The organism is Acinetobacter towneri (assembly GCF_001758345.1).
GTDB classification, from domain to species: domain Bacteria; phylum Pseudomonadota; class Gammaproteobacteria; order Pseudomonadales; family Moraxellaceae; genus Acinetobacter; species Acinetobacter towneri_A.
In genome coordinates this window covers 20,709-46,315 of the sequence record NZ_MKQS01000005.1, presented here as the reverse complement: position 1 = coordinate 46,315, position 25,607 = coordinate 20,709, and the positions used below count along the sequence as shown (strand labels likewise).

The 25,607-nt window shown below is 41.7% G+C and carries 21 protein-coding genes; 6 read left to right on the top strand and 15 right to left on the bottom strand.

Annotated features, from left to right (window positions below; genetic code table 11):
- Positions 1 to 8 precede the first annotated feature (8 nt).
- The 5 genes from BJN41_RS03345 to rdgB all read right to left on the bottom strand — a co-directional run bounded on the left by BJN41_RS03345 (position 9) and on the right by rdgB (position 4,754).
- Entirely contained in the window at positions 9 to 2,228 is a 2,220-nt protein-coding gene (locus BJN41_RS03345) for a PhoX family protein (protein ID WP_070153272.1), read from the bottom strand.
- 190 nt (positions 2,229 to 2,418) lie between these two features.
- On the bottom strand, positions 2,419 to 3,207 hold the full coding sequence (tatC, locus tag BJN41_RS03340; protein WP_070153269.1) for a twin-arginine translocase subunit TatC: 789 nt from the start codon (positions 3,205 to 3,207) through the stop codon (positions 2,419 to 2,421).
- A complete protein-coding gene (gene tatB, locus BJN41_RS03335; RefSeq protein ID WP_070153266.1) occupies positions 3,204 to 3,689 on the bottom strand; it encodes a Sec-independent protein translocase protein TatB in 486 nt (161 codons plus the stop codon). Before tatB ends, tatC begins: the two co-directional genes overlap by 4 nt.
- 32 nt (positions 3,690 to 3,721) lie before the next feature.
- On the bottom strand, positions 3,722 to 3,958 hold the full coding sequence (gene tatA / locus BJN41_RS03330; RefSeq protein WP_070153263.1) for a Sec-independent protein translocase subunit TatA: 237 nt from the start codon (positions 3,956 to 3,958) through the stop codon (positions 3,722 to 3,724).
- A 169-nt stretch (positions 3,959 to 4,127) separates the two neighbouring features.
- Positions 4,128 to 4,754: an RdgB/HAM1 family non-canonical purine NTP pyrophosphatase gene (gene rdgB, locus BJN41_RS03325; protein ID WP_070153261.1), complete on the bottom strand. Its 627-nt coding sequence runs from the start codon at positions 4,752 to 4,754 to the stop codon at positions 4,128 to 4,130.
- A 129-nt stretch (positions 4,755 to 4,883) separates the two neighbouring features.
- Here rdgB and BJN41_RS03320 point away from each other — a divergent pair, with 129 nt between their 5' ends.
- Entirely contained in the window at positions 4,884 to 5,129 is a 246-nt protein-coding gene (locus tag BJN41_RS03320) for a cytoplasmic protein (protein ID WP_070153258.1), read from the top strand.
- A gap of 49 nt (positions 5,130 to 5,178) precedes the next feature.
- Here BJN41_RS03320 and BJN41_RS03315 read toward each other — a convergent pair whose 3' ends face one another.
- The 8 genes from BJN41_RS03315 to BJN41_RS03280 form a co-directional block, all read right to left on the bottom strand.
- Entirely contained in the window at positions 5,179 to 5,769 is a 591-nt protein-coding gene (locus BJN41_RS03315; RefSeq protein WP_070153255.1) for a tetratricopeptide repeat protein, read from the bottom strand.
- Positions 5,766 to 6,359, bottom strand: a complete 594-nt coding sequence (gene metW, locus BJN41_RS03310; RefSeq protein ID WP_019836833.1) for a methionine biosynthesis protein MetW — start codon at positions 6,357 to 6,359, stop codon at positions 5,766 to 5,768. Before metW ends, BJN41_RS03315 begins: the two co-directional genes overlap by 4 nt.
- Entirely contained in the window at positions 6,359 to 7,519 is a 1,161-nt protein-coding gene (gene metX, locus BJN41_RS03305) for a homoserine O-succinyltransferase MetX (protein ID WP_070153252.1), read from the bottom strand. The genes metW and metX overlap by 1 nt, the downstream gene beginning before the upstream one ends.
- 93 nt (positions 7,520 to 7,612) lie before the next feature.
- Entirely contained in the window at positions 7,613 to 9,310 is a 1,698-nt protein-coding gene (leuA, locus tag BJN41_RS03300) for a 2-isopropylmalate synthase (protein WP_070153249.1), read from the bottom strand.
- Positions 9,311 to 9,534: 224 nt separating this feature from the next.
- Positions 9,535 to 10,644, bottom strand: a complete 1,110-nt coding sequence (locus BJN41_RS03295; RefSeq protein ID WP_070153246.1) for an alpha-hydroxy acid oxidase — start codon at positions 10,642 to 10,644, stop codon at positions 9,535 to 9,537.
- Positions 10,641 to 11,324, bottom strand: coding sequence for a Fe2+-dependent dioxygenase (locus BJN41_RS03290; protein WP_070153243.1), 684 nt, complete (start codon positions 11,322 to 11,324; stop codon positions 10,641 to 10,643). Before BJN41_RS03290 ends, BJN41_RS03295 begins: the two co-directional genes overlap by 4 nt.
- 159 nt (positions 11,325 to 11,483) lie before the next feature.
- Entirely contained in the window at positions 11,484 to 13,718 is a 2,235-nt protein-coding gene (locus tag BJN41_RS03285; RefSeq protein WP_070153240.1) for a catecholate siderophore receptor Fiu, read from the bottom strand.
- A gap of 293 nt (positions 13,719 to 14,011) precedes the next feature.
- Positions 14,012 to 16,201, bottom strand: coding sequence for a TonB-dependent receptor domain-containing protein (locus BJN41_RS03280; RefSeq protein WP_070153237.1), 2,190 nt, complete (start codon positions 16,199 to 16,201; stop codon positions 14,012 to 14,014).
- A 265-nt stretch (positions 16,202 to 16,466) separates the two neighbouring features.
- Here BJN41_RS03280 and tig point away from each other — a divergent pair, with 265 nt between their 5' ends.
- The 4 genes from tig (at position 16,467) to BJN41_RS03260 (ending at position 20,843) form a co-directional block, all read left to right on the top strand.
- Positions 16,467 to 17,798: a trigger factor gene (gene tig / locus BJN41_RS03275; protein WP_004974853.1), complete on the top strand. Its 1,332-nt coding sequence runs from the start codon at positions 16,467 to 16,469 to the stop codon at positions 17,796 to 17,798.
- 190 nt (positions 17,799 to 17,988) lie between these two features.
- Positions 17,989 to 18,594, top strand: a complete 606-nt coding sequence (gene clpP / locus BJN41_RS03270; protein ID WP_004974855.1) for an ATP-dependent Clp endopeptidase proteolytic subunit ClpP — start codon at positions 17,989 to 17,991, stop codon at positions 18,592 to 18,594.
- A gap of 29 nt (positions 18,595 to 18,623) precedes the next feature.
- Complete coding sequence (gene clpX / locus BJN41_RS03265; protein ID WP_004974856.1) at positions 18,624 to 19,934, top strand: ATP-dependent protease ATP-binding subunit ClpX; 1,311 nt, start codon at positions 18,624 to 18,626, stop codon at positions 19,932 to 19,934.
- A 192-nt stretch (positions 19,935 to 20,126) separates the two neighbouring features.
- On the top strand, positions 20,127 to 20,843 hold the full coding sequence (locus BJN41_RS03260) for a DUF2846 domain-containing protein (RefSeq protein WP_070153234.1): 717 nt from the start codon (positions 20,127 to 20,129) through the stop codon (positions 20,841 to 20,843).
- Between the two features lie 102 nt (positions 20,844 to 20,945).
- On the opposite strand, the gene BJN41_RS03255 is transcribed toward BJN41_RS03260, so the two are convergent.
- Positions 20,946 to 22,472 (bottom strand): fumarate hydratase, encoded by a 1,527-nt coding sequence (locus BJN41_RS03255; RefSeq protein WP_004974861.1) that lies wholly within the window; start codon positions 22,470 to 22,472, stop codon positions 20,946 to 20,948.
- 235 nt (positions 22,473 to 22,707) lie between these two features.
- Here BJN41_RS03255 and BJN41_RS03250 point away from each other — a divergent pair, with 235 nt between their 5' ends.
- Complete coding sequence (locus tag BJN41_RS03250; RefSeq protein ID WP_070153231.1) at positions 22,708 to 23,319, top strand: class I SAM-dependent DNA methyltransferase; 612 nt, start codon at positions 22,708 to 22,710, stop codon at positions 23,317 to 23,319.
- A 129-nt stretch (positions 23,320 to 23,448) separates the two neighbouring features.
- Here BJN41_RS03250 and pta read toward each other — a convergent pair whose 3' ends face one another.
- Positions 23,449 to 25,590, bottom strand: a complete 2,142-nt coding sequence (gene pta, locus BJN41_RS03245; RefSeq protein WP_070153228.1) for a phosphate acetyltransferase — start codon at positions 25,588 to 25,590, stop codon at positions 23,449 to 23,451.
- Positions 25,591 to 25,607 lie beyond the last annotated feature (17 nt).

The following is a 25,607-nucleotide window of genomic DNA, read 5'->3' as shown; positions in this document are numbered from 1 at the left end:
GCTTGGGTTTAGCCTAAAACAACACCACCATCTTTACGAGTAATCACTGCGAGTGCAGAGCGTGGTAAAGCTTTTGAACTTGGGTTGGTTTGGCTGTCTGGCCAGTGGCTGTTAAAGCCATCTTTACGATTACCATTTTCACCAGGGTGTTGGATACTGACGAAGAATGTTTTCAAGTCAGGTGTAAACGCAACCCCTGTAATTTCAGCTTCAAGTGGTCCAGTTAAGAAACGCGCCAAGTTATTTGTAGTTGGCTTCGCGCCAATGTGTGTCGTAACAGCACCAACTTGTTGAGATGCACCATCACCAACTTGACCAGGTAGTGCAACTAACATCATACAGTTAGTGCGTTTTAAATAAGCACCATCATCTGTTTGAATCCACATTACACCGCGAGGGTCAAATACCAAACCATCTGGGCTTGAGAAGTCATTCTCTGCAGTTAAGCCAGACAAGTTTGCAGCTGCAAGGTCGAATGGTGCACCAAATGCGTAGACATCCCATTGGAATTTCAATGCAGCGTGGTTGCCATTGTCTTCTCTCCAGCGGATAACATGGCCATTCGGGTTACCGTCTAGCTTGCCATCGCCATTGTTATCATAGTCACGTGGGTTTGCTGGATCAGTTTTACCACCGCGGTTTGCTGCATTACTGTTGGTTAAGGTTAAATAAACTTCACCAGTGATCGGGCTTGCATTGACCCATTCTGGGCGATCCATTTTGGTTGCACCAACACTGTCTGCTGCAAGACGGGTAAACACCATTACATCTGCTTGGCTGCTGAAAGGATATTTGGTATTACTTGAATTTAAACCGTTGATACCGTAAGTAAGCTCTACCCACTCACCTAAACCATATGCTTCTGTACCATTTGCGCTAAATTTAGCAACGTATAATGTACCTTCATCTAAGTATTTTGTACCTGCTTTTAAGCCACCGTTTGCATCAGCAGGGTTCCAGACAGCTTTTGATACGAATTTATAAACGTACTCACCACGAGCATCATCACCCATATACAGTACAACAGGTTTGCCTGCTTCTACTGGAGCATAGCCACAGTTTTCATGTGCAAAGCGACCTAATGCTGTACGTTTAACAGCACGTGAAGTTGGGTCAAAAGGATCAACCTCGACAATCCAACCAAAGGTATTGAGTGCATTGCGGTAGTCATCAAGTGCAGTTGCACCAATACTACTTACATCCCAGCGTGAGAATTCATCTGGAATGATTTGCTCTTCTAATGCAGGAGTATGCCATAAATAGTCAAAACCTGTGCTTCCTGCTTTTTGCCCATAACGTGTTAAAGCAAAATCGGTGTGTGCAGGAACTTTAGCAGCATCATCCGTTCGACGTGCAAAAACACCAGTAAAGTTTTCTTCAACAGTTAAATAGGTTCCCCATGGTGATGGGCCACTACCGCATTGGTTGTTGATACCGCGGGTTGATTTTCCTGTAGGATCAAACTTAGTTTTTAATAAATCATGACCTGCAGCTGGACCGCTGAAATCTACTTCTGTTGCACTGGTAAAACGACGGTTAAATTTAGAATCTTTCACTAATTCAAATGTAGCAAGGTCTTTTTTACGTTTAACTTCATAAACGCCCACGCCATGTGCATTTACTTCACGGCGTACGTCGTCTGACAAACGTTGATTTTCATAAATCTTATCTACAGGGTTGGCAATTTTGCGTGTATACCCACCAAGTAAGTGTAAACGTTCTACTTCTACATATTCATGGTTAATCACCAATAAACCATGATCAGAAACAGTGTTGTCTAATTTGCCATCTTTTAAGCCATAGAACCATAAACCATCATGGTTATCGCCTACACGAAGTTCAAAAGATTCACCAGCACGTTGTTGAGTATCACTCCAATCAGATAAACCACTGATTAATGGCGTACCTACAGGAAGAAATGCTTCAACTTGATACTGTTCAGGTACAACAACCTGATCTTTTTTACTATGCGGTACTGGAGTGAAATTAATTGTTTCAGGTGCTTTTAGCTCTGGTTGTTTTGTAGGCGGGGTAATAATTGGATCATCATTCTCATCTGAACAGCCAACTAAACCCGCTCCCCCCAACATCATGGCGGCAGTCATGCCAATGCCACCGCGCACTACACTACGACGGCTTACGCGTGCATTTAAAATTTCTTGAAAATGTGGGTTATCTGATGTGTTTGAATCTTCCACATGCTCAATTAACTGATTTTCTAAATTCATTTTTATTCCTAGCAATTTTGCAGAACTTTGTTAAAGCTATGCACATACTAGAGTTCAGTTGTGACATTCGGGTGAACTAATCATGACAGTATCGTTATGATTGATAAAATAATAAGGTCTAACTATTTGTAATGAATGAGAAATATTTAACTTTTTATATGTTGATATGTAGTGCTGATCCCAAATAGGATCAGCTAGTTTTAGTTTGTTTTTTTAATAAAATACGCCCTAAAAGAATACCTAATTCAAATAATAACCACATTGGAACGGCAAGCATTAACATGCTAAGCGCATCTGGTGGTGTAACAAACATCGCAATAAAAAAACAACCAACAATAATATAGCGTCGCTTTGTAACCAAAGATTCAATCGTAACAATATGGGCTAAAATTAGCATGACAGTTGCAACAGGTATCTCAAAAGTAATACCAAACACCAAAAAGAGTTTTAAACAAAAACTTAAATAACTATTAATATCTGTCATTGGTGCAACAGAATCAGGTGATGCCTGCATAAAGAATGTTAGGACTGCGGGTAAGGTAATGAAATAAGCAAAGGCAATCCCTGCATAAAATAATACGATACTTGAAAATAAAATAGGTAGTGCGATTTTTTTTTCTGTTTTATAAAGTGCGGGTGCTAAAAATTGCCATATTTGATACAAAATAAATGGCATGGCAATAATAAACGCCACATAAAAGTTCAGTTTAAAGGGAGCCATAAATGTTGCTGTTACGTCAGTCGCAATCATATTTGCATGTTCAGGTAAGCGACCACGTAATGGAGAAGATAGCATTTCATAGAGTTGATTTGCAAAAGGTAGCATAATAAAAAACAGAGCGATAATAAGCCCTACACATTTTATTAGACGGCGACGTAACTCAATTAAATGTACAGTAAAAGGAAGCTGTTCAAGTGCTTCATTCTCTTCAGTTGTTGTTTGATTGAATTGTTCAGTTTGATTAGTGGTACTGGTCATGTGGTTACGACCTTTTGCTCTTGTTTTTGTAAAGGAGTGTTTGATGTTTGCTGAGTTTGTATTATCAGACCAGATGGTTCTTCAGATTGAATACAGGTTTTAGTTTGAGTCATATCCGATTCAGCTGTATGCAGTCCAGAATTTCCCATTTTTGTTTTGTTATCAAGTTCTTTAATATCGGGTGATATTGCTTTTTCGAGTTCTTGATGTTGTTGATTAACTTCTTGCTGAATTTGATCCAATTGAGCCTGCATATTTTTTTCAATATCTTTAAAGCGGGCAATTTCTTTTTCCATTGTTTCTCTAATTTCAGTGATTTCTAGTTCACGCTCAATATCCCGCTGGACATTAGTAATCAGCATTTTAATTTGACGATACCACTTAATGACAGAGCGAATTGCTGTCGGTAATTTATCTGGTCCTAAAACGATGACTGCAATTATAGAAAAAACCAGCAGTTCGCTCATGCCAAGATTTAACATGATTTATCCTCAAGCATGATCAATTCAAACTGTTAGCTTTTGATATGGCTTTTAGAATCAGTTGTTACATCACTGCTATTGGCTTGATGTTCAATCGTACGAGGTTCTTTCAGTTGTGCAGTTTCAGCCTCATCATCTTTAATTGACTTTTTAAAATCTTTCACCGCACCGCCGACATCTTTACCTAAGTTTTTGAGTTTAGATGTACCAAATAATAAAATGACCACAATTGCAAAAATCAGTACGTGCCAAATAGATAATCCTGCCATGATATAGACCTCTCAATAATTGAGCCTATCTCAACAGGTCTGTATGACAATGCGGTGACGAATGTGTTGCGATTTGACGACAAGGGATGTTTGACCTGATTTGTAAAGATTAAAAATAAAACAGCCCGTGTTTGAAAACGGGCTGTAAGATCAATCACATCTGTTAAATCTAAGCTTGTAAACTTGCCTTAAACAGTTGCATCGCCTGACCACGGTGACTGATTTTATTCTTTTCTACTTTCGACATTTCCGCGCTCGACACTCCCAGTTCAGGCAACCAAAAGAGCGGGTCATAGCCAAAACCATTTTCACCACGAGCTTCTGCTAAAATCTCGCCTTTCCAAATACCTTGGAAAATTTGTGGTAATGGATCATCGGCATGTTCAACCAAAGCTAAGACACAAACAAACATAGCTTCAATGGTTTCGTTATCTTGACGTAGTAGTTTGAGTTTATTCAGAAGTTTTTCATTGTTGGCTGCATCATTGCCATGTTCACCTGCAAAACGTGCAGAGTAAATCCCCGGTGCGCCGCCTAAAATAGGCACACATAAACCAGAGTCATCGGCAATTGCGGGCTTTCCTGAAATTTTCGCGGCATGGCGCGCTTTTAAAATGGCATTTTCAACAAAGCTCAAACCATCTTCAACCGCATCTTCAATATTTAGTTGACCCTGCGGAATCACTTGCACAGGCAAGTCTAATTGCGCAAACAGGGTTTCAAATTCTGCAATTTTTCCCTTATTGTTGCTTGCTAAAACCAAAGTACCTTGAGCGCGCCAATCAGTTGCAGCCATAATTCAGATCTTAATTCAAAATAATATTGGATATTTTAACGGATTTTGCAGACTTAAACGTTTAATCTTGCACAGATTTGTTTTAATACCTGCCAATCTTGCTGAGATATAAAAAGTAGGGGAATCATGATGAGCAAAATTTCAGAGATCTACCATTATTCGAGTCAGCACCGTGCATTCCTGCAGCAAAGTGAGCGCTGTGGTTGTTTTTACTGTCTGGAAACTTTTGCTTATAGCGAAATTGAAGATTGGTGTGATAATGAGCAAACCGCAATTTGTCCGTATTGTGGTATAGATGCAGTATTGGGTTCTGCTGCAGTAGAAGAATTCAGCCCTGAATTGCTACAGGCTATGCAGGCGGTTTATTTCGGATAAAACAAAAAGCACCCGAAGGTGCATTGAGTTAATTTAAGCGCAATTAAATTTATTGTGCTTGAATCCATTGGTCAGCACGGTCACGTGCTTGACGAATTTGTTCTTGGGTCAAGTTCGCTGCCAATGCAGTTTTCTTACCTTCAGACAAAGAAATGACTTTATTGTCGAGCATGCCATCTCTGGTAGATAACTCATACCACTGATACGCGCCCATATAGTTTTTCTTTTGTTCTTCCATCATGGCAAGGTTAAAGCTAGCACGGTTATCACCACGGCTAGCTGCCTTTTCAAAATATTGACGTGCCAAGACTTCGTCTTTTTTCGTGCCAATACCATCCGCCAGCATACGACCTACATTGAGTTGCGCAGCAGATAAACCTTGATCTGCAGCTGCTTTGTACCAAGCAAACGCTTGACGACTGTCTTGCTGAACGTCTTTACCTTGTTGATATTTTGTTGCTAAGTAAAATTGTGCGCCTGCCTGACCTGCTTTGGCTGCCTTGATCAAGCCATTAATATCCATGGTTGAATATTGAGCCGCTTGGCTCGCTACAGAAGATGATGGTGAAACATAATCTGCATGGGCTTGAATGCTCAACAGTCCAACCAATAGCGTGGTGCTTAATAATAATTTTTTCATAGAGCGCTCACTCGATAAATTGCGACTTCACCAAACAAATTAGGTAGATGCTTACTGAGTAAACTATCTTGTTGATTCCCATTCACGGCAAGTCGGTTAATGATACGAATGTTATTTTCAGCACAAAGTGCCTCAAAATCACGAAATGTACATAAATGAATATTTGGGGTGTTGTACCACATATAAGGTAATGCATCTGAAACAGGCATTTTTCCTTTTAAGGCAAGAAAAGAGCGAGTCTTCCAATGCGCAAAGTTTGGAAAGGTAATAATCGCCTGTTTAGCCACACGCACCATATCTCTTAATAATACGTCAGGTGCATCTACTGCTTGCAAGGCTTGTGCCATGACCACATAGTCAAAAGACTGGTCGGCAAAGCGGCTAAGCCCCAAATTCAAGTCTTGTTGGATGATATTTAACCCGCGACTGATCGCAATTGCAATCTTTTCTTGATCAATTTCTAATCCGTATGCACGAATATTGTGCTGTTTGCTCATGTGTGCCAACAGTTCACCATCGCCACACCCCAAATCGAGTACTTTAGAATCGGGTTTAATCCACTTTTCGGCAAGTTGCTGATCAAGACGCATTACACGGCCTCCTGTGGGGTTGCTTGAAGATGTTCTGTTCCACCCAAGAATGCACGCATGGCTTTCACGTACAGTGGAATTGGGAACAAGAACGAGTCGTGTCCTTGTTCGGCATCAATATCCAAATAGCTGACAGGCTTATGATTGCTGATTAAAGCATCTACAATTTCCTGCGAACGGGCAGGGCTAAAACGCCAGTCAGTGGTAAAAGACACCACTAAAAATTTGCATTTTGTATTCGCCATGGCTTTTTGTAAGGATTGTTCGTATTCACGTGCAGGATCAAAATAATCCAGTGCCTTAGTCATAATTAAATAGGTATTGGCATCAAAATTACGGCTAAATTGTTCGCCTTGATAGCGTAAATAGCTTTCGACCTGAAACTCAACATCAAAACCATACATAAACTTGCCAGACTTTAAGTCACGACCAAATTTCTGTTTCATGGCTTCTTCAGACAAATAGGTGATGTGGCCGACCATGCGCGCCAAAATCAATCCACGTTTTGGATAGCTATCATGTTCCAAATAACGTCCATGATGAAAATCTGGGTCAGATAAAATCGACTGACGCGCGACTTCGTTAAAAGCAATATTTTGTGCGGAGAGTTTTGGTGCACTGGCAATAATGACGCATTTTTTAAGACGATCAGGATAATCTACCGACCATTGCAAAGCCTGCATGCCACCTAAAGAGCCGCCAATAATTGAATACCAAACCTCAATGCCTAAACGGTCAGACAGCATGGCTTGGGTTTTGACCCAATCTCGCACCGTCACTAAAGGGAAGTCAGGACCATAAGGACGGTTGTCATTTTCAGGGTTGGGTGATGTGGGCCCCGTAGAACCGTTGCAGCCACCAATATTATTTAAGGCCACCACAAAAAAGTGGTTGGTATCAATGGCTTTTCCCGGGCCAATACAGGCATCCCACCAGCCTGCTTTTTTATCATCTGCATGATGATAACCTGCAGCGTGATGATGGCCTGATAGTGCGTGACAGATTAGAATCGCATTGGATTTATCGGCATTGAGTGTGCCATAAGTTTCGACCATGAGTTCAAAGCGGGGCAGAACACGACCACATTCAAGTTCTAAAGGTTCTTCAAATTGGAATTTTTTTGGAACAACAATGCCTACTGAGTCAGCTGGGAAAGACACGGGAATAATTCGCCTTAAATCCTGAGGATGAATAAGTAAAAGGATACCACTTGGGGTATCCTTTTCAAAATGCTTTTACATGTTAGCGCAAGATTATACTGCTGCTGCAACCACTTGATCTGTGCTTAACACGCCTTGCTCAATCAAGCGGTTGGTGCAGGCAATAATTGCATCAATAGATGAGGTCACGATGTTGTCATGTACCCCTGCACCAAAGGCAGATTTACCTGTGCCTTTGACTTGCAACTCAATCAATGCCAACGCTTTTGCATGTGCGCCAGAGCTAATGCTGCGTTCTTCATAATTCAAGACATCAATTGGTAATTGAAGTGCATTCAAAATTGCTGAAATTGGGCCATTGCCTTCACCGCGTAAGCGTTGCGTTTCTCCGTTCATGACCACATCTAACTCAATGACTTGATTGCCATTTTCATCAGATAGTTTGTAGTTTTTCGTCGCATAGTGCGCATCTTTTACTGCAACATAAGTGTCTTTAAACAAGTTCCAGATTTCGCTTGCGCTAATTTCAGTGCCTTGCTCATCGGTACGTTGTTGCACAATTTGCGAGAATTCGATTTGTAAACGACGTGGTAAAGTCACGTTGTAGTTCGATTCTAACAAGTAAGCAATCCCGCCTTTACCCGATTGTGAGTTGACACGAATCACCGCATCATAGTCACGACCTAAGTCTTTCGGGTCGATTGGCAAGTAAGGCATATCCCAAATTTCTTCGTTTTTCTGGAATTCAAAACCTTTCTTAATCGCGTCTTGGTGTGAACCAGAGAATGCTGTAAACACCAAATCACCTGCATACGGATGACGTGGATGCACTGGTAATCCTGTACATTCTTCAACTGTAGCAATAATTTCGTTGATGTTCGAGAAATCTAACTCTGGTGCAACACCTTGGGTGTACATGTTCAAGGCAATTGCAGCAACGTCTACGTTACCGGTACGTTCACCATTACCAAATACACAGCCTTCTACACGGTCTGCACCTGCCATAATTGCCAATTCAGACGCAGCAATACCACAACCACGGTCATTGTGACAGTGTACTGAAATGATCACGCCATCACGACGCGCAATGTTGCGGTGCATCCATTCCACTTGGTCGGCATACACGTTTGGTGTAGACACTTCTACCGTTGCAGGCAAGTTTAAAATCACTTTATTGGTTGGCGATGCTTCCCAAATTTCAGTCACGGCATCACAAACATCTTTAGCCACTTCCAACTCAGTTGCAGTAAAACATTCTGGGCTGTACTGGAATACCCATTCTGTTTCAGGTTGCTTCGCTGCGTATTCTTTTACTTTGCTAGCTGCATTGATCGCCAATTGTTTGGCACCCGCAACATCAACATTCAAGACTTTGTTGCGGAAGGTTGGCGAGTTGGCATTATAAATATGCACAATCGCACGTTTAGCACCTTGTAAAGATTCAAAAGTACGTGCGATTAAATGGTCACGCGCTTGTACCAAGACTTCAATATACACGTCATCTGGAATATGACCTTCCTCAATCAATTTACGCGTGAAATCGAAGTCAACTTGAGATGCCGATGGGAAACCAATTTCGATGTGTTTAAAACCAATTTTCACAAGCATTTGGAACATTTTGAATTTTTGTTCAATGTTCATTGGCTCAAAGATCGCTTGGTTACCGTCACGTAGGTCGGTACTCATCCAAATTGGCGCTTTGGTAATTTCGTTATTTGGCCATTGGCGGTCTGGTAAATCGACACGCTGGTACATACGACGGTATTTTTTGCTTGGATCTGCCAACATCATGTGAAAACTCCTTGAATAGTAGCGGTTGCATCGCGTGGATAACGGCAACTTACTATAAATATAGATTGTGTCTATTCTATCAATTTACAAGCTGTTTTCAGGAGGCTATCGCTAAAAGTAGAATCATGGCACTTGTAAACCAATATCTGTATCTTAATTGATCTGCAAGGGTAATAATTCCCTGTTTTTTACATATACGGCATGTGCTGTGAAATATTTTTCGGCTATTGGTTGTTTTGGTGATAAATATAACTGCTGTTGATTAGTTCGATGCAGTTTGTTCCCATAAGTGCCATTGAGACTTCAAATTCTTCTTTTAACAACTTGATAGTATGCGCTGCCCCTAGCGCGCCTGCAACTGCCAAGCCATAAATATATGGACGACCGACCAAAACTGCATTTGCTCCCAAGGCCAGTGCTTTAAAAATATCTGTGCCACGACGAATACCACTGTCCAATAAAATGGGGAAATCTTGCGGTAAAATTTTTCGCAGCGTGCCTAAAATTTGAATTGGGCTGACTGCGGTATCTAAGATTCGACCACCATGATTAGACACAATAATACCGTGTGCACCGTACTGATACGCCTGCTGCGCATCGGCAGGATGTAGAATACCTTTGAGTAAAATAGGCAGCGGGCTGTGTTGTAACAACCACACAATATCTTCCCATGTGGCAGCCTGCTGCATCAATCCATCAAAAAGAGGATGCTGATTTTCCTTGAGATGAGAGGTGTTTACAGGTGTTTGATATACTGCCCGAATATGTGCAGGTAATTGAAAATAAGCGCGACGTTCACGATCCCGAATGCCCATGTGTGGTGCATCAACCGTGAGTACAATGGCTTGAAAAGCATGATATTGAGCTTGAAAAATCAAATCCAAAGCGGCTTTACGACTGCCTTGCCAATACAGTTGAAACCATTTTGCTGCGGCTGAAACCTGATTCAGTGCGCTCATTGAGGTGGTGCTTAAATGGCTGAGAATCATAGGCGCTTGTAGGGCAGATGCTGCTTGCGCTGTGGCAATTTCCCCCTGCGGATGAAACAGTTGTTGATAAGCTACGGGAGCTAAAAAAATTGGGTGGGGATAGTGTTCACCTAAGAGCTGAATTTGCGTATTTGCCTCTGCAAAAGAATTTAAATGGCGGGGCAGTAATTGAATATCGGCAAACGCACGTAGATTGTTTTTTAGACTATATTCATCACCCGCAGCGCCTTCTAAATTGGCCCAAGTGGCTGCATCTAAATGTAATTGCGCCTGTTTTTGATAGTCGGCAATGGTGTGTAAATGTGGCGGGATGTGATTCAAAGCTGCCAATGGCGTGGTATTCATAACTGACTCCATTGACGAATCAGATTGTGATAATGTGCGGTTAGTGCCAATACTTCTGCTGTATCTCCAAGTTGTTGACGCAATTGCAAAATAGTCATATCTAAATTGAACAGCATACTGCGTTGCCAGTCATCTTTTACCATACTTTGACACCATGTAAACGCTGCAATTCGTTGACCTGCTGTAACAGGTTCGACCCGATGTAAACTGGTAGCAGGGTACACGATGGCATCGCCTGCATTGAGTTTAACCGMATGGCTACCGTAACTATCTTCAATGATCAGTTCACCGCCCTGATATTCTTCAGGMTCACTTAAAAATAGGGACATGGATACATCGGTGCGAATCGGACGTTGTACCTGTGCGCAATATTGCACGGCATTATCGACATGATTGCCATAAGTTCCTGTGTTTTGATAACAATTGAACATCGGCTGGAGGATATGCAAAGGGAGCGCGAACGACTGTATTAAAGTCTGCTGTTTCAGTGCGCTGAGGATGTCTTGTGACAGTGTTGCACAGCTCGGATGTTGCAGGTCAAACTGCAAATTCTGTTTAATTTTCTGTGCTTGAGCCCCTGCACTGAGTTGACCATTTTGCCATGCATCTGCGGTGTCCAATTCAGCACGAATTCGTTGGACTTGAATTTTGCTGAGGACCTCTGGAATGTGAAGCATCATACCGATTCTTCCTGAAAAAGTTTGAATTCAAACTGCTGAACATTCTACAGCGTTGTTCGGCATGCAAAGTTCGAGCAATAGATGGTATGAAAAATAATCTATCGCTCGAATCTAAATCTGTAGCCTGTTTTAAGCGGGCTACTACAGATTTGCTATAACTTAGAACTTGTAGTTTAAGCTGATTGCTGCCGAGCGTGGCTGCCCAAGCACGACGCGACCACCACCATTGTTTAGCGTGCTGATGTATTCTTTATCGGCAAGGTTATAAAGGTTTAAATTTAACGAGGCATTTTTGTTGAAGTTGTAGCCTGCCAATGCATCAAACACGACATAGCCTGGAATATTTGGCATGTTGGCTGGTGCGTTGCTGTCAGTCACAACACGTTTTTGTTCATCGACATAACGCGCGCCCAAACCTAATTTAAAGCCCGCCCAGTCGTAGGTTGACCATAAACTTGCAGTCCATTCAGGCGACCAACGTTCCGATAAGGTTGTGGCACTCGTTGAACGTTGATTGAGTTGTTTCACTTTCATGTGCGCAACGCCTGCAGACAAATTCCAGTTTTCGGTCATTTGACCAACGGCACTCAACTCAATGCCATCGACCCGTTTTTTACCCTCTTGTACAGCAAGCTGAGAAATTGGATCTATAGTCGATTGATTTTCATTTTCTGTACGATACGCTGCAGCAGCCAAAGCCAGCTTGCCTTGTAGTAACTCCCATTTGCTGCCTACTTCATAATGATGGGTTTTTTGAGGCTTGGCATTGATTGCGTCATTGCCCGATTCAGACAGGCTAAAGTTGGCGCTGCCGGGCGGAGTCAGCGATTTTGCATACGCAGCGTAAATGCTGCTATTTAACGTAGGCTTATACACAGCGCCAAGTTTCCAACTGAACAGCGTATCGTGGGTGCTCAGATCTGTGGCCACCAAAGCATTTCCCCCACGTGGCAGAGTAAGCCCTTGATAATCTGTTTCATAATAATCGACCCGTACGCCACCATTCAGTTGAAAACGCTCCCCAAATTTTAGAGTATCAAATAAATATGCGGCTGCCGTTTGGGTTTCACCATCGGTATAACCGCCATTATAAATAAGCGCTGGCATGGCTTGATTGCGGTCTGGGTGATAAAGATTGGCCCACGGTGTATCGGCAGTGGCTTCGCCAGGCATCTGGGTTGCCATGAGTTTGCTAGATTGCTGTTCTTTTAAAAACTCCATGCCTGCAACAACATCATGCTGTACTGCCCCCGTTTTGACACTCCAGTTTAAAGTGCTTTGATTGGCCAGAATTTTATTTTCTTGATCGACGCCTTGGCGGGAGCGGTTCACTTCCCATTCGGCAGGGTTTGATGAACCATTGGTTCGAAGACCATTTGCACCTGTATTGATGCCTGTTAAAACCCGATTCATGTGGGTTTTCGCTACACGGGTGATATTGGTCAGTTTGAGTTGATCGGTTAAATCACTTTCAATTTTTGCGGTGAACATATCAGCATCGACATCTTCATAGTCATTGACATGACCATAAAAATTCTCCCGATTAACTTTAGGCGCAGTGGCTAACAGTGAATCGGTATTGTAAAAGCCTTGCATGCCCACAGTTGGAATGCCACCATCTGGAATATTGCGTTGTCTGATGTGTTGAGAATATAAATAAAGGCGTGTGGCAGTGTTTAATCCAAAGGCAATAGAAGGGGCGATGGCATAACTATTGTTTTCAATATAGTCACGTCCTTCTATGCCGCCTTCTTGCCCCATTACATTTAGACGAAATGCGGTATTTGGATTGATGGCCTGGTTAATATCTGCAGAAAGTCTTGTATGTTGTGCTGTGTTGTAAGTTGCAGAAATTTCCTGACTGCTTTCACTTTGCGGTGATTTGCTGACTAAATTGATATAACCCGATGCTGCACCACGACCCGCTTCTGAACCCGATGGGCCTTTGACAACTTCAATTTGATCAATGTTAAATACATCACGGCTGATTGCGCCTAAATCTCGGACACCATCAACATAGGTCGAGGTTTGGGTGGAAAAACCACGCATTTGAAAGGCATCGCCAGCACTAGTATTGCCATTTTCTCCCAATTGTAGAGTAATGCCTGGTGTATTGCGTAAGGCTTCAACTAAGGACGTTGCGCCTTGTTCTTGTAGCATTTCTTTTTTAATCACAGAAATTGTTTGTGGGGTATCCAACAACGGCTGTGTATATTTTGCAGAACTTAAACGGTCTGCCTTGTATTTGCTTTCGGCTTCTGATTTAACCGTAATGGTGGGTAAGTGGGTGACGTCATCTTCAGGGCTTGCGGCATGTGCAAGTAGTGGAAGAGAGGCGGCTAAAGCCATCAGTTGCGCAGAGCGATTGTGTTTGCGGCTTTTGATCTGTGCCATTTATGGTAGTTCCCTAAATGTAAACCAACAGGAGGCCACGCTTTATTCAGCGTTTTTAGTTCAAGATGAATAAAGTGTGAAGTTGTTGTTATGACGTCTATAACAAGTGTTGCTAATTGTATTGAGAATCATTATCAACAACAATGTGTGGGATGACACTTTCTTTTGATTCTTATTTGAAAATAATAATCATTATCAATATTTTTATTTAATAAAACGATGTAAACGTGAAAGGCTTGGGAATAAAGACAGAAAACCCTGCCGAAGCAGGGTTTGAGAAATATAAAGCGAGTTTAGAATTTAAAGGTTGTACTCAATTGAACACGGCGACCTTCTTGGGTGTTGCTGTGGCGGTTGTAATAACTGCCATCAATTAGTTCGTAATCGGTAAAGTCTTTATCAAAAACATTGTACAGTGCGACACCAATATCCCAATTATCGTTTACGGTAAAATTAGAGCCAATATGGAATAAGGCATAAGATTTAAAGTCACCTAATTCATCATAAACCTTTTGGTTGGCAGCAGTTAAGTTTTCATAAGTTGATGTAAAACGAGCACGCTCACTTCGGTATTCACCACGAGCCCATAGATTCACGTAATCAGCTGCTTGCCATTTTAAAGAAGCATTTACAATATGTTCAGGAGTATCGTTTAAAGGTGGATTACCCAACTTGGAATCTTTAATTTCGGTTTCTGTCCAAGTGTAATTTAGACCAAATTTCCAAGCAGGGATAAACTCCCAATTGAAACCAGTTTCGATTCCATAAACCTCGGCTTCTTCTGCGTTAGTTGGACGAGTAACATTCCATGAGTCTGCTCGTGTTTGCCCTTTGCTTTTATAATAATCCATGGTCCACGGTGTTCCAATGGAGTCCATAAATGCTTCACAAGCTGCTTTATTGGTATCTGTGTCACATTTTAGTTCAGCATTACCATTTACAATTTTATCTTCTACCTGACTATAGAAGGCAGTAATGTTGGCATCAAAATTATCGTTATTATTGAAATATGCAGCTAACTCAAAGTTGTTGCTCGTTTCTGGCTTTAAATTAGGATTACCAAAAACTGGGTTACGTCCCTGGCCGCTGACATTATAAATACCATTGGTTAAGCGTTCTAAACGTGGTGCTTTATATCCTTCAGAATATCCGCCTTTAAATGTCCAATTGTCATTTGCATTCCAAACGAGGTACGCACGAGGTGTCCAAAAATCACCAAAAGTGCTGTGATCATCAAAACGTAGACCTAAAGTCAGAGCTAAGCTATCCGTTAATGCCCAAGTATCTTCTGCAAACAAACCGAGTTGATCAAAAGAAACTTCTTTATTCACACGTAAGCCGTCTTTAATGCTTGCATCCCACCATTGACCGCCTAGTGTTATGTTGTGCCCACTAAAGTGTTGTGTGGTGAACTTTGTATCAAAAATAGTATCTTCACTCTCAAGTAAGCGAGGTGTGACAGTTTTTGACAAATTCTGAGCACGTGCTGGAATTAAACGTCCTACAGTTTCGGTCTGAGTATTGCTAATACTTGAATCCAAAGTACCAATATCGGTACGCCAAGTATGAGCTAGAACTACTTTTTCACGATTATATTCTTGAGAGGAGTTATATCCTCCATCTGCACCTAAAGTACCCAATTGCCCTTTACTATTGTCATACCATTGTTCGGTTTGCTCATATTCAGCAGAAATATCATGATTATCATTAGGTGTTAGTGTTAGGCGAACACCAAGAGTTTCTAAATCAGATTTGGTTGGGCTGTTACCTTGAGATAACTCGGTATCTGAATTGGCATCTGGGGTTATATGAGATTGATCACGCTCCGCTTTACGGCCACGTAATTGAATACCAAGTAAATTTTGAATTAATGGACCAGTAACGTAGGCATCTACTGAGCGTTGATTGCCAAAATCTGAATAGTTTGGGTTAATTGTCCCTTCGAGTGTGACAGCACCTGTCCATTCTGGTGAAACTTTTTTGGTGATAATATTAACGACACCGCCAATGGCATCTGAGCCATAAAGGGTAGAAGCGGGTCCTCGGATAATTTCAATTCGCTCAACTGCAGAAATTGGCGGAATGAAACTGTTATTCGATTCACCAAAACCATTAGGGGTAATATCACCTGTACTGTTTTGGCGGCGGCCATCAATCAGTACCAACGTGTATTCAGCATCCATCCCGCGAATACGAATATTTAGTCCGCCTGTTTTTCCTGCTGTTGGACTAATATCAACCCCTTCCACATCAACTAAGGCATCAGCAATGGAGTTGATACGTTTATTTTTTAAATCTTCTGCGCTAATGACCGTAATTGATGCAGGCGCATCCTTAATTTTTTGTTCAAAACCTGCCGCTGAAACCACAATTGTGGAAAGTTGGTGGGTTGAAGTCGAATCGGTAGAGGTATTTGCGAAAACAGCAGTAGAGGTTGCCCCAAGTAATGCAAGACACAGCGGGTGTAGGTTGAACTTAGCCATAAAATTATATCTCTAATATGAATCAATGATCCTAATTCAGACCTATATGGTAATTAGAATCATTCATGAAGGAGTTGGTTAATAATAATGATAAGGATTCTTATTTACAACAAGAAATATACACAAAGTTGAAAATTTACAGAAAATAGCGTGACGATTAAAAAAATTCAGTCGAGATCAGAACGTATTTTGTATATCCTTTAATGTTGTCATATAATGTGGCACTTTTTTATAAACTGTTATTACTAACTATATCGAGGAAGCCATGCAAGTAACTTCTGAAGCGGTTTCGGGCGTTGCCCGTCGTTTAAATGTATCTGTACCGACGAGCCGTATTAACGAGCAGTTTGAAGCTCGCTTGAAACGCACTGCCAAAACTGTGAAGATCAACGGCTTCCGTCCAGGTAAAGTGCCTCTAAACGTTGTTCGTCGTGAATACGGTGCGGGTATTTATCAAGAAGTGGTCAACGACATTATTCGTGACACCGTGTTTGAAGCAATCCAACAAGAAAAAATCAATGCTGTGGGTATGCCAAACATCGAAAAAACTGAAATGAAAGACGACGCTTTAGTATATGAAGCGACTGTTGAAGTTTATCCAGAAGTTGAAGTGAAATTTGACGGTTTGGAAGTTGAACGCAAGTCTTCTGAAGTAAATGATAGCGATGTTGAACAAATGCTTGAAAACCTTCAAAAGCAACGTGCTTCTTGGGTTGAAACCAAAGGCATGGCGAAAAAAGACATGCAAGTGACTTTTGACTTTGAAGGCACTGTAGATGGCGAGAAGTTTGAAGGCGGTGAAGCTGAAGACTTTAAACTGGTACTTGGTTCTGGTCGCATGATTCCTGGTTTTGAAGATGGTATCGTGGGCATGAAAAAAGGCGAAGAGAAAGTGATTGATGTAACTTTCCCTGAAGACTACCAAGCAGCGAACCTTGCAGGTAAAGCAGCACAATTCAAAATCACATTGAAGCTGGTTGAAAAGCAAAAACTTCCAGAAATTGATGCTGAATTCCTACAAATCTTCGGTATTTCTGAAGAAGAAGGCGTAGAAAAGTTAAAAGCTGACGTTCGTAAAAACATGGAACGTGAAGTGAAAAACGGTTTACGTAACCAAGTAAAAGGTGCAACTTTTGATGCACTCGTTGCGGCAAACGAAGTTGAAATTCCGTCTGCAATGGTTGCTCAAGAAATTGACCGTCAACGTCAACAAATGATTCAGCAATTCACACAGCAGTTTGGTGCGCAAGGTGCAAAAGCATTTGACTCAAGCATGCTTCCAGATGAATTGTTCAAAGAACAAGCTGAAAAATCTGTAAAACTTGGCGTATTGGTTAGCAAAGTATTAGAAAATGCTAAACTTGAAGTAGATCAAGCGCGTGTAGATGCTTACATCGAAGACATGGCTTCTTCTTATGAAGATCCAAGCGAAGTGATTGAATACTTCAAAAACGACAAACAACAACGTTCACAAATTGAAGCTGTTGTTTTAGAAGACCAGGTTGTAGATCACATCTTAGCTTCTGCAAAAGTTACAGATACAACTGTAAGCTATGAAGACTTATTGAAAGAGCAGCAAGCTCGTCAACAAGGCTAATTTGCTTTGATACAAAAAGGCGCTTCGTGCGCCTTTTTTATTGCATCGCGGTTTTCAGTTTTTCAGAGATTGATCGCATTTAACTCAAAATATCTACGATTTAAGCCGTGAATATTTTGCAATTTAGACAATTATCCCTCATATTGTGAACATGAGTCGTGTCACAAGAATTTAGGAATAAATAACCATTATGTATGTTCCAACAATTGAAAATGCTTTAGTACCCATGGTGGTCGAACAATCATCTCGTGGTGAGCGTTCTTTTGATATTTATTCACGTCTTTTACGTGAACGTGTCATTTTCTTAACGGGTGAAGTCGAAGATAATATGGCCAACTTAATTGTGGCGCAGATGTTGTTTTTAGAAGCTGAGAACCCAGATAAAGATATTCACCTTTACATTAACTCACCAGGTGGTTCAGTGACTGCAGGTATGGCAATTTACGATACCATGCAATTTATTAAACCAGACGTCGTGACTTACTGTATGGGACAAGCAGCATCTATGGGTGCATTCCTGTTAAATGCAGGCGCAAAAGGTAAGCGTTACTGTCTTGAGAATGCCCGCGTTATGATTCACCAACCATTGGGTGGTTTCCGTGGTCAGGCATCAGATATTGAAATTCATGCGCGTGAAATTCTATTCATTAAAGAGCGTTTGAACCGTTTAATGGCAGAACATAGTGGTCAGGACTATGAAACTGTCGCAAGAGATACCGACCGTGACAACTTCATGACTGCGCAGGCAGCGAAGGAATACGGTCTTGTGGATGAAGTTTTAACAAAACGTCCATAAGTTTTAAAGATTGAGATATTGGAGTGACTATGTCCGAACATCCTCAGGGACAAAAACATTGTTCATTTTGCGGTAAAACGCAGTCTGAAGTCGGGAAGCTGATTGCAGGCGAGGACGCATACATCTGTAATGAATGTGTGGACGTATGCTTAGACTTGGTTCAGACCAGTCAACAAGTTGAGTCGGGTGATTGGGCAACACGTCCATTGCCAAAACCACATGAAATTCGTGCTGCGCTTGATCAGTATGTAATTGGTCAAGATACTGCGAAAAAAACCTTATCGGTTGCAGTATATAACCATTACAAACGCCTAAAAGTGAGCAATCAGGCGCATAAAGCAGGCGATGCTGTCGAAATCTCAAAAAGTAACATCATGTTGGTAGGTCCAACGGGTTCGGGTAAAACCTTACTTGCACAGACCTTAGCACGTCTATTAGATGTGCCTTTTGCAATGGCAGATGCCACGACTTTAACCGAAGCGGGTTATGTGGGTGAAGATGTCGAAAACATCGTGCAAAAGCTGTTGCAAAAAGCCGATTACGATGTAGAAAAAGCACAAAAAGGCATTATCTACATTGATGAAATTGACAAGATCACGCGTAAGTCTGAAAACCCATCAATTACTCGTGATGTGTCTGGTGAAGGTGTTCAGCAAGCCTTGCTCAAAATGATTGAAGGCACGGTGGCTTCTATTCCGCCTCAAGGTGGACGTAAGCATCCGCAGCAAGAATTCATTCAAATTGATACTTCAAATATCTTGTTTATTTGCGGTGGCGCATTCTCTGGTTTAGAGAAAATTGTGCAGCAACGCCAAGAAAAAGGCGGCATTGGTTTTACGGCAGACGTGAAGAAAAAAGATGAAGGCAAGAAATTGTCTGATTTATTTCGTCAGGTAGAAGCAACCGATTTGGTGAAATTTGGCTTAATTCCAGAGTTCATTGGTCGTTTGCCTGTAATTGCAACGCTAGACGAGCTAGATGAAGATGCATTGATGCAAATTCTGACCGAGCCGAAAAATGCCTTAACCCGTCAATATCAATACTTATTCGAGATGGAAAATGTCGATTTAGTCTTTGAAGATGCAGCATTACGTGCAGTGGCGAAAAAAGCCCTTGAACGTAATACAGGTGCGCGTGGTTTGCGTTCAATTCTGGAAAATGCCTTGCTCGAAACCATGTACGACTTGCCAAGCCGTACCGATGTTGGCACAGTGGTAGTGACTGAAGCGGTGATTGAAGAAGGTGCTAAACCTGAATTTCAGACCGAACGTCAGCCTCAAACAGAAGAACCTGCAGCAGAAAAAATTGACTTAAAAGTATTAGACAGCAAAACTGCTTAATACGCTATTCGTCTGAAACGTGCCGAAACGCTAGGTTTCGGCACGTTTTTTATTGTCAAAAAAATCAAGGCAGTGTTAATCTTAGACCTAGGCGTGGATGCCCATTATTCAAAACAACAATTGCAAAATGAATTTGCAGCGTGATTTCAAAAACGTGATTTACAAAAATAAGAAACGCAGTGAGGGATAGACATGCGTGGTGTCGCAATCTTGGTCGTGACCAGTTTAATGTTGCTGGGATGTCATGGCAAAAAAAACGTGGTGCAACAAACGCAACCACCTAGTACCTTAAAAGTTTTAGATTTAGAACAAAAACCTGGTTTTGTAGAACAACACCGTTTGGGCATGATGACCATTGGTGGTTGGGTCAATCAAAAACTAGGGCAAAATTTTAAACCTGTTCAGGCACAACATGCCGATGCTGCCATCGTGTATTTATATCGTCCAGATTCTAAATGGAATAGACAGGAAATTGTCGCGGCTAGTATGTTTATCAACAAACATCGGATTCCAAGTTTATTGCACAATCATTATTACTGGGTTGAACTGGCACCGGGCGCGTATCGTCTGAGTGTGAGTCGTCCTTTGGGTGCATTACATTTCCAAAAACCAAAGTATTTGGATTTTCAGGTACAGGCAGGGCAGTCGTATTTTATTAAATATGATGAAGAAAACTTGAGTACCCGCAAAGAGGTTTCAGGGCCTTTAATTCTTATGCCTTCAAGTACGGCACAACAGGAAATAGCGTTTACTCAATTGAAAACCGAAAGCTATAACTTTGTCGCGGAAGATCAAACCACAGGTAAGTTGCGTAAAAAGCCACAAAAAATCAAGCATGAGAAATATGACCCTGCGGAAGATGTGCACTTAACCCAACCCTTTAAATTGTGGGATCCGAGAACGTGGTAAGGTTTTGCATCTTTATCTCATGCATTGCTTTTATTTATTTCCAGTAAGCATAAAAAAGCACCCAATGTTGGGTGCTTTTTCGCTTATTACTAAATTGGAATATTATTCTGCTGCAGCATCTACAACGGGAATCTTGCCAATTTTAGCTTGCCAGATTTTTGGTGCAATCGCGTGGATAGATGTACCATTGACATCTACCGCAACAGATACAGGCATATCTTCAACTTTGAATTTGTAGATTGCTTCCATACCTAAGTCTTCAAAAGCAACCACTTCTGCTTCACGTACTGCTTTAGATACGAGGTAAGCCGCACCACCTACAGCCATGAGGTAAGTCGCTTTGTGATCTTTGATGGCTTCAATTGCTGCAGGACCACGATCTGCCTTACCAATCATACCGAACAAACCAGTGTGTTCTAAGACTTGGCGGGTGAATTTGTCCATACGGGTTGCCGTTGTTGGACCTGCAGGGCCAACGACCTCATCACCAACAGGATCGACAGGGCCAACGTAGTAAATGAATTTGCCTTTTAAGTCGACTGGTAATTCTTCACCATTGTTGATCATGTCGACCATGCGCTTATGTGCAGCATCACGACCTGTGTAAATCGTACCGTTTAATAACAACGTGTCGCCCGGCTGCCAAGAGTTCATTTCTTCTTGGGTAATGTTGTCTAAATCTACACGTTTAGATTTAGATGAATCCCAAGTTACTTCTGGGTAGTCCTCAAGTTTAGGCGCTTGAATATGCGCTACACCTGAACCATCTAACTGGAAGTGTGCGTGACGAGTTGCCGCACAGTTTGGAATCATACCCACTGGTTTGCCTGCAGCGTGGCAAGGGTAGTCTTTGATTTTAATATCAAGAACTGTGGTTAAACCACCTAAACCTTGTGCACCAATACCAAGTGCGTTCACTTTCTCGAAGATCTCGATACGGAGTTCTTCCATTTTGTTTTGTGGACCGCGACGTAATAATTCGTCCATGTTGATTTCTTCCATGAGTGCTTCTTTTGCAAGCATCATGGCTTTTTCGGCAGTACCACCAATACCAATACCAAGCATACCCGGTGGACACCAGCCTGCGCCCATAGTCGGAACAGTTTTAAGTACCCAATCTACAATTGAGTCAGATGGGTTCAACATCGCCAATTTAGATTTGTTTTCTGAACCGCCACCTTTGGCAGCAACTGTAATATCTACTTTGTTACCCGGAACGAGTTTGTAGTGAATTACTGCAGGGGTGTTGTCTTTGGTGTTTTTACGACCAAATGCAGGATCAGCCAATACCGATGCACGAAGTACGTTTGAGTTTTCTAGGTAACCTTGACGTACACCTTCGTTGATCGCATCGTCCAAGCTCATGGTTAAATCAAATTTAACGTCTAAACCCACTTCAAGGAATACGTTTACGATACCAGTATCTTGACAGATTGGACGATGACCTTCTGCACACATACGTGAGTTAATTAAGATCTGTGCAATCGCATCTTTCGCAGCTTTGTTTTCTTCACGATCATAAGCACGGCTCATCGCTTGGATGAAGTCTTGTGGATGATAATAGGAAATGAACTGAAGCGCGTCTTTAATCGAAGTGATCAAGTCATCTTGCTTGATAATAGTTGTCATATCAAAAATCTCTTGAGCGGGCGGATAGCTAGCGGGCTAAATTATAAGACAAAATGCAGCAATTGTGGGCACTTTGATCAAGCTTTGGGCGAAAGTTTAATAACACTGATCAGCTTCAAAGTATTTGTGAAATATCCATCAATTCATATCGCTCAAACGCACTATGATTTTGTTGTTTTGTTTGTGCAAATTCAGCTATTTAAAGGACTTTTTTACAATAGTGATTGAGGTAAATATGAATGATTCCTCGTATTTAGCTGCTCAGATTATCTCTATTTATCGACGGTATGCAAAATCTTGGACGGACTTGCGTGGTCAGTTGTTATATGAAAAAACTTGGCTAGATCGTTTTCTTGGCCTTTTGCCTGCGCAGGCCAAAATTTTAGATTTAGGCTGTGGTTCGGGGCGTCCAATTGCTGCGTATCTATTGCAACATGGGCATCAACTTACAGGGGTAGATAGTTCAGACACCATGCTGGAAATGGCACGTGAACATTTTCCTACACAGTGTTGGATTGAAGCCGATATGCGCTCAGTGAATTTGAATCAGTGCTTTGATGGTATTTTGGCGTGGGATAGCTTTTTTCATTTAACGCCAAACGATCAGCGCTGCATGGTCGAGAAATTTGCGCTGTGGTCTACCAGCAATACAGTATTAATGTTTAGCAGTGGACCTGCTGCGGGCGAGGCGATTGGGGAAATGTTTGGTGAGGCACTTTATCATGCCAGTTTGTCGCAGGATGAGTATCGACAATTGTTAAAAGATCATGGCTTTAAAGTTGTGAAAATGCTCGCGGAAGATCAGGATTGTGCAGGACATACGGTGTGGTTGGCGCAGAGGTTTTGAAAAATTCATTGGATGGCGTTAATCAATTTTTGTAGCGATTTATTTGTAGTGATCTATGAATCTACAGAGAGGGATAAAAAAACCACCCAATTTTTCAATCAGGTGGTTTGTAAAACTTAACTTTACGAATTATTGAGCTGCTTGTTGCTCTGCCTGAATCGCAGTCAATGCAATGGTAAACACAATGTCATCTACCAATGCACCGCGGGATAAGTCATTCACTGGCTTATTCAAGCCTTGTAGCATTGGACCAACACTCACCACATTGGCAGAACGCTGTACTGCTTTATATGTCGTGTTACCTGTGTTCAAGTCAGGGAAAATGAACACATTGGCGCGACCTGCAACTTGAGAGTTCGGTGCTTTAGAGCGACCAACACTTTCAACCGATGCCGCATCGTACTGTAATGGACCATCAATCAGTAAGTCAGGACGACGCTGTTTTGCAATTTCAGTCGCTTTCGCTACTTTTTCGACGTCAGCACCTGCACCTGAAGTACCCGTTGAGTAAGAAATCATGGCAATACGTGGGTCAATACCAAACGCTTTTGCAGAGTCTGCAGACTGAATCGCAATTTCAGCCAATTGTTCTGCATCTGGGTCTGGGTTAATCGCACAGTCACCGTACACATAGACTTCATCAGGTAACAGCATAAAGAATACTGAAGATACCAATGAATAATCAGGTGCAGTTTTAATGAGCTGGAACGCAGGGCGAACTGTATTGGCTGTAGTATGTACAGCACCAGACACCAAGCCATCAACCTGATCAAGTGCTAACATCATCGTACCTAATACGACGGTGTCTTGCAGTTGTTCACGTGCTTGATCTTCAGTAAGTTTGCCTTTACGCATTTCCACCATTTTTTCGACATAATTTTCACGAATCAAGTCAGGATCAATGATTTCTAAGTCGTGTGGAAGCTCTATACCACGTGCTTTGGCAACATCAACTACCGCTTCTGGTTTTGCTAATAATATGCAGTGAGCAATACCACGTGATTGACAAATCGCTGCGGCTTGAACGGTACGTGGCTCATCACCCTCTGGAAGCACGATACGTTTTTTAGCTGCGATTGATTTTTGCACCAATTCATGACGGAATGCAGAAGGTGATAAACGTGGTTTGTACGAATCGCTAATTAAATGAGACAACCACTCTTGATTGATGTGGCTAGCTACAAAACGTGTAACTTGTTCTGCTCGTTCAGTATCATCTACAGGAATTTCGTTGCTAAGATTTAACAACTGTTGCGCTGTTTCAAATGTGCTTAATTTAGTATGTAAAATTGGCAAGCCATTTTTCATAGCTGCTTGGCAGAATTCTAATGCTGCTGCGCTTGGCGCTTTTTGTTCAGTTAACACCAAACCTGCAAGTGGAATGCCATTGCTGCTAGCTAAACTGCTGGCAAGCAATACATCGACACGATCAGCACCACTAACAATGAGTTCGCCTGCCACAAATTTATGCATTTCGTGTTCAATATTTGATGCAATTAAGCTGCTGTGTAATACACGACGCTGTGTTGCTTCACCTTGGTTGATCCATTCTGCTGAAATGTGCGCAGCTAAGTCAGACATGCGTGGCACACTTAAAGTGTTGCTAAAAGGCACTAAGCCAATCACTGGCATGCAGTCTTTACCAATCATTGGATGTGTGGTMTGAATTTTGCTGACAAATTGGTTGGTGTCGCTAATTAAACGTAAATTTGGATCTAGCGTAACAGGAATTTGTGCAGAACCTTCAGGCAAACCTTTGGTGCGCATGAACAATACGCCCGCAGTACGTTCACCAGACGCACCACCAAAGAAACGGAATTGATTGTCTACTTTTGACGCTGTTTTAACAGGATTGTTGATGTCGGCATTGCTCACAATAATGACTTTTGCATCCAGTGCTTTGGCCAAATTTGCATTCAATTCAGTTGCAAATGGATCACGTCCGTTTGGCAACACGCCTTCGACAATAATAATATCGTGATGTTTAGAAATTTCACGATGTAAACGAACTGCATCTTCAAGCAATTCGTCATTTTCATCATTTTTTAAACGCTCAGTCAGTGCAGCATAAGAAATCGGTTCAACTGTTTCATGCTTGAACAGGTGACGATACAACGCAGTCGTGCGGTCTGCTTCAGGTTGTAATTCTTGTGAAAAAGGTTTTAAGAAACCTGCTTTTACGCCTTGGCATTCCAAAGCGTAAATTAAACCTAAACATGCCGATGTTAAACCAACACCAATTTCTGTAGGAACCAAAAGTATTGTTTTCATAATTTTTTCTAAATCGT

Excerpts from the sequence above, each read along its gene's own strand:
- tatB (WP_070153266.1), bottom strand. The coding sequence starts at position 3,689 with ATGTTAAATCTTGGCATGAGCGAACTGCTGGTTTTTTCTATAATTGCA.
- BJN41_RS03315 (WP_070153255.1), bottom strand. The coding sequence starts at position 5,769 with ATGAAAAAATTATTATTAAGCACCACGCTATTGGTTGGACTGTTGAGC.
- rdgB (WP_070153261.1), bottom strand. The coding sequence starts at position 4,754 with ATGGCTGCAACTGATTGGCGCGCTCAAGGTACTTTGGTTTTAGCAAGC.
- BJN41_RS03280 (WP_070153237.1), bottom strand. The coding sequence starts at position 16,201 with ATGGCTAAGTTCAACCTACACCCGCTGTGTCTTGCATTACTTGGGGCA.
- BJN41_RS03250 (WP_070153231.1), top strand. The coding sequence starts at position 22,708 with ATGAATGATTCCTCGTATTTAGCTGCTCAGATTATCTCTATTTATCGA.
- BJN41_RS03260 (WP_070153234.1), top strand. The coding sequence starts at position 20,127 with ATGCGTGGTGTCGCAATCTTGGTCGTGACCAGTTTAATGTTGCTGGGA.
- BJN41_RS03345 (WP_070153272.1), bottom strand. The coding sequence starts at position 2,228 with ATGAATTTAGAAAATCAGTTAATTGAGCATGTGGAAGATTCAAACACA.
- tig (WP_004974853.1), top strand. The coding sequence starts at position 16,467 with ATGCAAGTAACTTCTGAAGCGGTTTCGGGCGTTGCCCGTCGTTTAAAT.
- clpX (WP_004974856.1), top strand. The coding sequence starts at position 18,624 with ATGTCCGAACATCCTCAGGGACAAAAACATTGTTCATTTTGCGGTAAA.
- tatC (WP_070153269.1), bottom strand. The coding sequence starts at position 3,207 with ATGACCAGTACCACTAATCAAACTGAACAATTCAATCAAACAACAACT.
- BJN41_RS03295 (WP_070153246.1), bottom strand. The coding sequence starts at position 10,644 with ATGAATACCACGCCATTGGCAGCTTTGAATCACATCCCGCCACATTTA.
- metW (WP_019836833.1), bottom strand. The coding sequence starts at position 6,359 with ATGCGTCTTGATCAGCAACTTGCCGAAAAGTGGATTAAACCCGATTCT.
- clpP (WP_004974855.1), top strand. The coding sequence starts at position 17,989 with ATGTATGTTCCAACAATTGAAAATGCTTTAGTACCCATGGTGGTCGAA.
- leuA (WP_070153249.1), bottom strand. The coding sequence starts at position 9,310 with ATGATGTTGGCAGATCCAAGCAAAAAATACCGTCGTATGTACCAGCGT.
- BJN41_RS03320 (WP_070153258.1), top strand. The coding sequence starts at position 4,884 with ATGAGCAAAATTTCAGAGATCTACCATTATTCGAGTCAGCACCGTGCA.
- BJN41_RS03255 (WP_004974861.1), bottom strand. The coding sequence starts at position 22,472 with ATGACAACTATTATCAAGCAAGATGACTTGATCACTTCGATTAAAGAC.
- tatA (WP_070153263.1), bottom strand. The coding sequence starts at position 3,958 with ATGGCAGGATTATCTATTTGGCACGTACTGATTTTTGCAATTGTGGTC.
- BJN41_RS03285 (WP_070153240.1), bottom strand. The coding sequence starts at position 13,718 with ATGGCACAGATCAAAAGCCGCAAACACAATCGCTCTGCGCAACTGATG.